At 65.7% G+C, this 4769-nt stretch carries 6 protein-coding genes; 5 read left to right on the forward strand and 1 reads right to left on the reverse strand.

Annotation, left to right across the window (positions count from 1 at the left end; all coding sequences use genetic code 11):
• The coding region (locus FKP22_RS21350) for a tyrosine-type recombinase/integrase (protein ID WP_141289704.1) at window positions 1-236 on the forward strand (236 nt) is incomplete at its 5' end.
• A gap of 10 nt (window positions 237-246) precedes the next feature.
• On the opposite strand, the gene FKP22_RS21355 is transcribed toward FKP22_RS21350, so the two are convergent.
• The gene (locus tag FKP22_RS21355; RefSeq protein WP_141289705.1) at window positions 247-843 is read right to left on the reverse strand and encodes a hypothetical protein; all 597 of its coding nucleotides are present in this window, start codon (window positions 841-843) and stop codon (window positions 247-249) included.
• A 236-nt stretch (window positions 844-1079) separates the two neighbouring features.
• On the opposite strand from FKP22_RS21355, the gene FKP22_RS21360 reads away from it, so the two are divergent.
• The 4 genes from FKP22_RS21360 to FKP22_RS21375 all read left to right on the forward strand — a co-directional run bounded on the left by FKP22_RS21360 (window position 1080) and on the right by FKP22_RS21375 (window position 4618).
• Window positions 1080-1427: a GntR family transcriptional regulator gene (locus FKP22_RS21360; protein WP_141289706.1), complete on the forward strand. Its 348-nt coding sequence runs from the start codon at window positions 1080-1082 to the stop codon at window positions 1425-1427.
• Window positions 1428-1431: 4 nt separating this feature from the next.
• Window positions 1432-2346: an ABC transporter ATP-binding protein gene (locus FKP22_RS21365; protein ID WP_141289707.1), complete on the forward strand. Its 915-nt coding sequence runs from the start codon at window positions 1432-1434 to the stop codon at window positions 2344-2346.
• Window positions 2347-2374: 28 nt separating this feature from the next.
• On the forward strand, window positions 2375-3250 hold the full coding sequence (locus tag FKP22_RS21370) for a hypothetical protein (RefSeq protein ID WP_141289708.1): 876 nt from the start codon (window positions 2375-2377) through the stop codon (window positions 3248-3250).
• Between the two features lie 300 nt (window positions 3251-3550).
• Window positions 3551-4618: a substrate-binding domain-containing protein gene (locus FKP22_RS21375; RefSeq protein ID WP_141289709.1), complete on the forward strand. Its 1068-nt coding sequence runs from the start codon at window positions 3551-3553 to the stop codon at window positions 4616-4618.
• Window positions 4619-4769 lie beyond the last annotated feature (151 nt).

The raw sequence follows: 4769 nt of genomic DNA on the forward strand, positions 1-4769 counted from the left end.
TCAAGGCCCTTGCGCTGAGCGCCGGCCTGCCCACGTCGGTCCACCCGCACATGCTGCGCCACAGCTTCGCCTCGCACCTGCTGCAGTCCAGCGGCGACCTGCGCGCGGTGCAGGAACTGCTGGGCCACGCCAGCATCAGCACCACGCAGATCTACACCAAGCTGGACTTCCAGCACCTGGCCAAGGCGTATGACGCCGCCCATCCGCGGGCCAAGCGCAAGACCGGCGAAACCTGAAGCGGCCTTGTCAGGCGCCCGGCTTGGTCTTTGCGCTGTACATCAGAGAGATGTGGCTGCCGTTGTTGCCGTCGTCGCTGACGTCGACCATCACATTGCTCTCGGCCTTGGTGTCCGAGATGCTCAGCGTCATGCCTTTTTCCTTGCCCTGGTCCATCACCAGCTTGTTCTCCTGGCTGGACTTGAGCTGCGCGCGGTACCACTCCGAAACCTTCTTCGGGTCGTCGCTGCTGGTCAGCTCCACCTGCATCATCATGCCGTCGCCGTTGACAATGCGCGTGCCCTTGTTGTCGGCCGGCTTGGCGCCGGGGTAGAACGGCAACCCCAGTTCCTTCTCGCTGATCTGGGCCGAGCCCATTTCCATCTTGAAGGCCTTGCCGTGTTCGTCCTGACCTTCGACCTTCATCCCACCACTGCCCAGGTCCACCTTGGCATTGGTGTTGCCATCCTTGTTGATCGAAGACTCGATCAACTTCTCGGTCGCCTTCTGCGTGGCCACCTCCTGGACCTTGCCGCAGGCGGTGAGGCCGGCTGCCAGGCCGAGCGTTGCCAGTGCCAGTTGAAGGCGGGTGGTAGGGGCGGCGGGCAGGGCAAAACTGCGCATCATCAAGGTCTCCTCAGGCTTGAACGGAAAAAGTGCTGCGCATGATGCCGCGTGGGCCGGGTGCTGCACATCCCCGAAATGGGTGCGAGCACCAGGCCAATGCCGCGAGGCATTCGTGACCTGGCCAGGCCGCGGCTTTGCATTTCATCGCTCGATTCCCGCAACTCGTCGCACACCGGCAGACAATCGGCCGCCCGTTTTTTACAGTGTGCTACATCACCAACACACTGGAGCGGCCCATGCAGACCTGGGACAACCGGCAACCGATCTACCGGCAGTTGGCCGACCGACTGGCCGGCGGCTTGCTCGATGGCAGCCCGCCGGAGGGCGAGCCCATGCCTTCGGTGCGGGCGCTGGCCTCGCACTACGTGCTGAATCCGCTGACCGTGGGCCGGGCGCTGCAGGCGCTGAGCGAGGACGGGCTGCTGGAGAGCCGGCGCGGGCTGGGCATGTTCGTGCGCAGCGGCGCGCGGCAGCGGCTCAAGGAACTGGAGCGGCAACGCTTCCTGGAGCTGGAATGGCCGCAACTGCGGCGGCGCCTGCGCCAGCTGGGCCTGGGACCCGAACAACTTGACTGGGAGGCATGACGCCATGAGCGACAACATCAACATCAGCAGCACCGAGCCAGGTGCACCGCTGATCCGCGCCGAAGGCGTGAACCTGCGCTACGGCAAGAAGACCGTGTTGGACAACCTGAGCTTCACGATCCCCAAGGGCCGCGTGGTCGGCCTGCTGGGCCACAACGGCGCGGGCAAGACCACGCTGATGAAGGCGATGGTGGGCCTGGCCAACCACGCCGGGCACCTGGACGTGCTGGGCCTGGATCCGCGCAAACAGCGCACCGAGTTGCTGCAGTCGCTGTGCTACATCCCGGACGTGGCCATCCTGCCGCGCTGGGCCAGGGTGCACGAGCTGATCACGCTGATGAGTGGCATGCATCCGAAGTTCTCGGCCGACCGCTCCCGCGAGCTGCTGCGCCGCACCAGCGTCGGCCTGAACGACAAGGTCAAGCAGCTCTCGCGTGGCATGGTGGTGCAGCTGCACCTGGCGCTGATCGCCGCGGTGGACGCCCGCATCATGATCCTCGACGAGCCGACGCTGGGCCTGGACGTGCTGTCGCGCAAGGCTTTCTACGAGCTGCTGATCAACGAGTGGTGCGATGGTGAGCGCACGGTGCTGATCTCGACCCACCAGGTCGAGGAAGTGGAAGCGTTGCTGTCGGACGTGATGATGCTCAACGACGGCAAGCTGGTGCTCAACATCAGCCTGGACCAGCTGGACCAGCGCTACTCGGCGCTGAGCCATGCGCCTGCGGCTGCCAACGCCGTGGCTGCGGCGCATCCGCTGCTGCGCTACGGCTCGCCCAACGGCGCGTCCACCGCGATCTTCGACGGCGCCATGCCCAGCGAGGTCGAGGCCCTGGGCCAGCGCGTGCGGCCCAGCCTGGTCGACCTGTTCGTCGCGCTCACGCGCGCCCCCGAGCTGAATCCGCGCGCCAGCCGCTGAGCCGCGACGCGACCCAAGGAGCAATGAGATGAACGCAACGACTTTCCTGGCGCTGATGCAGCGCGAATGGATGCAGCACCGGCGCGGCTGGCTGATCTTCAGCGCGGTGCCGCTGTGCATGATGCTGTTCGCCATCGTGGTGGGCAATGTGCATGTGTCCTCCGATGAAAGCGCGCTCAGCGTGCTGGTGGCGCTGGCTGGTGGCTACATCGGCGCGGTGATGATGGCGGGCTGGGTGGGCGCCGGCTTCCAGTCCTCCGGGCTGGGCCAGCGCGACCGGCAGGACCGCAGCATCGAGTTCTGGCGCTCGCTGCCGGTGAGCGACTGGGCGGCAGTGGGCGCCACCGCGCTGATGCACGTGCTGGTGTTCCAGCTGATGGTCGCGGGTATCGCGTTCGTCTGCGGCCTGGTTGTAGCGGTGCTTACCGTGGCCCGCGTCTACGGCCTGAGCGGCGTGGCCTCGCTGCCCTGGGGCACGCTGAGCGCGGTCATCGTGGCCGCCGTGCCGCGCGTGCTGGTGGCAGTCGGTGCTGCGGCGCTGTGGGCTGCGCCGGTGATGTTGTTCGTGATGGCGGCCTCCGCGTGGCTCAAGCGCTGGGGCGGCATTGCCGCGGTGGGTGCGCTGGGCCTGGGAAGCGTGATCCTGGCCAAGGTCTATGGCATGCCCTGGCTGCTGCAGACGCTGGTGACCATGGCCGAACGCTTCCGCGACGCCATCTTCCCGGTGGCTCGCCACGATTTCGAGTCCGTTCCCTGGGACGGGCAGCTCACCCAACTGCCGCAATGGCTGCTGAGCGACACCCAGCGCGTGCTGGGCGAACTGGTCGACCCGGCGATGGCCTGGGGCCTGCTGCTGGCGGTGCTGAGCTACGTGCTGCTGGTGCTGCGGCGGCAACGGGCCTGAAACTCGACACCCACAAGCAAGAGCCCCTCGCGAGGGGCTTTTTTCATGTGCGGTGCGAACCGGCAGCGGCGCAAACGGCAGGCGGCCTTGGCGGCCTGAAGCGAACCATCACACTTCCATCTGCCTCGGGCGCAGCCATGTCGGTATGCGCATGCCGGTATATGGGTTTTCACATTGGGGATTCGGGGGATTCGGCCGCTGGCCGGAATCCAGACAATGCGTCCCAAAGCAATCGAACCGATTGACAAGAAGCAGGCATGGAATTGCGCAAGGCAGTTCGGCGCAGTTTTCGGAGACAAGATGAATCGACGGCAGTCCGTGAAGGCGCTGGCAGCGCTGTCCTTGGGTCACGTTTGGGGAACGTCGCGAGCGGCAGCCAGCAACAAGGGGTTGATCGGCATCTCGATGCCCACGATGGGATCCCTGCGCTGGGTGTATGACGGGCTGGGCGTGATGCGCGCGCTCAACCAGCTCGACTACACGGCGGACCTGCAGTACGCGAACGACAGTGCCAAGACCCAGATCGACCACCTCCAGGCGATGGTGGGCAAAGGTGCGCGGATGCTGGTGATCGGCGCAGTGGACGGCGGTGCGCTGACAGGCGTGCTGGCGGAGGCGGCCAAGCGCGGTGTGAAGGTCCTCGCCTACGACCGGCTCATCCGCGACACGGCCAACGTGGACAGCTATGCAACCTTCGACAACTTTGCCGTGGGCGAACTGCAGGCCCGTGACATCGAGGCGCGATTGCGTTTGACCGCTGCCACGCGGCCCTCCACGGTGGAGCTGTTCGCGGGCGACGCGGACGACAACAACACCCACATGTTCTACGACGGATCGATGTCGGTGCTCAAGCGCTACATCGACAATGGCCAGTTGGTCGTCGGTTCGGGCAAGGTCGCACTCAAGGACATCTACACGCCGCACTGGAATGGCGCGCATGCCAAGGCGCGCTTGCAGGGGGAGCTTGGCACCACCTATGCCCGGCGCCGCCTCGACGCAGTGCTGTCGCCCTATGACGGCATCAGCATCGAGTTGCTGAGTGCCGTCAAGTTCGCCGGCTACGGGCAGGCCGCGCAGCCCTTGCCGGTCATCACCGGCCAGGATGCGGAACTCGCGTCGGTGAGGTCCATCAAGCACGGCGAGCAGGCGTCCACGGTGTTCAAGGACACCCGGCTGCTGGTGAAGCAGGCGGCGCGCATGGTCGACGACACCCTCTCAGGCCGCCCCGTCAGCTTCAACGACCAGAAGACCTATCAAAACGGTGTGAAGGTCGTTCCTGCCTTGCTGATCAAGCCCGTGCTGGTCGACAAGGCCAACCTGCAATCGGTGCTGGTGGATGGCGGCTATTACACGGCCGAGCAGGTCTAAGGCAACGTCTGCAGGTCAACCAGCTGGAAACAGGTTCCTCAATCTGGGATACAGCTGCGCCCAGCGTGCCTGACGTGGCGCCAGGCGTTCGGTTTCGGCGGCGTTCGGTTCGAAGAGCCTTGCCATCGGCGGCGCGGGGCAGATGTCGGCC

This window comes from Ideonella azotifigens (assembly GCF_006519715.1).
In the GTDB taxonomy this organism is placed as follows: domain Bacteria; phylum Pseudomonadota; class Gammaproteobacteria; order Burkholderiales; family Burkholderiaceae_C; genus Ideonella; species Ideonella azotifigens.